General features: G+C 71.8%; 1 protein-coding gene. It reads right to left on the bottom strand.

Translation table 11 applies throughout. The features are described 5' to 3' along the window. A partial coding sequence (locus ACIBAF_RS49290) for a condensation domain-containing protein (protein ID WP_399473427.1) occupies positions 1-1,246 on the bottom strand: 1,246 nt, incomplete at both ends.

Below are 1,246 nucleotides of genomic sequence, written 5' to 3'. Positions count from 1 at the left end.
CACCATCACCTGGAACAGCGGGTGGTGGGCCATGGAGCGGTGCGGGCTGACCACCTCGACCAGGCGCTCGAAGGGCACGTCCTGGTGCGCGTACGCAGCCAGGTCCGTCTCGCGGACCCGGGCCAGCAGCTCCCGCACCGACGGGTCGCCCGACACGTCGGTGCGCAGCACCAGCGTGTTCACGAAGAACCCGATCAGAGCGTCCAGAGCCTGGTCGGACCGGCCCGCCACGACCGTGCCCAGCGGCACGTCCGTGCCCGCGCCCATGCGCGACAGCAGCACCGCGACGGCGGCCTGCACCACCATGAACGGCGTCACCCCGCACTCGCGCGCCACCGCCAGCAGACGGCCGTGCAACTCGGCGTCGAGCGCCAGGTCGACGGCTCCGCCGCGATAGGAGGCCACCGCCGGGCGGGGCCGGTCCGTCGGCAAATCGATCAGTTCGGGCAGACCGTCGAGCGCGGTGCGCCAGTACGCGATCTGCCGGCCCGCCGTGCTCGACGGATCGCCCTCCTCCCCGAGGACCTCCGCCTGCCACAACGCGTAGTCCGCGTACTGCACCGGCAACGGAGCCCAACCGGGCACCCCGCCACCGACCCGCGCCGCATACGCAGCCGACAGGTCATCCGCCAGCGGAGCCAACGACCAGCCGTCACTCACGATGTGGTGCATCAGCACCACCAGCACCGACGACCGCTCACCCACCCGCAGCAGCGTCGCCCGCACCGGCAACTCCGCAGACAGGTCGAACGCATACCCCGCGGCACCGTCCACAGCACCAGCCAGCTCCTCCTCACACACCTCCGCCACCACCAGCACCACACTGGCCTCCCCCACCCGGAGCACCCGCTGATACGGCACACCGTCCACATCCGCGAACACCGTCCGCAGACTCTCGTGCCGACCCACCACATCACCCAGGGCGAGCTCCAGCGCCACCACGTCCAGCTCACCCTCGAGCCGCACCACCAGCGGAACGTTGTACGTCGCCGACCGCCCCTCCAACGCGTGCAGGAACCACAACCGACGCTGCGCCGCCGACAGCGGCACCCGCACCGGACGCACCCCCGCCGTCAACGCCCTCCGCGCCACGTCCGCACCCACCAGACGCACCGCCAGACCCGCCACCGTCGGCGACTCGAACACCGCACGGATACCGACCTCCCGCCCGAAGGCGGAGCGGATCCGGCTCACGAGGCGGGTGGCGAGTAGCGAGTGCCCGCCGAGGTCGAAGAACCCGTCGTCG

Origin of the sequence: Streptomyces sp. NPDC051677, assembly GCF_044453465.1 — a bacterium.
Taxonomy (GTDB): domain Bacteria; phylum Actinomycetota; class Actinomycetes; order Streptomycetales; family Streptomycetaceae; genus Streptomyces.
This window is presented reverse-complemented; position numbering and strand designations above follow the sequence as displayed.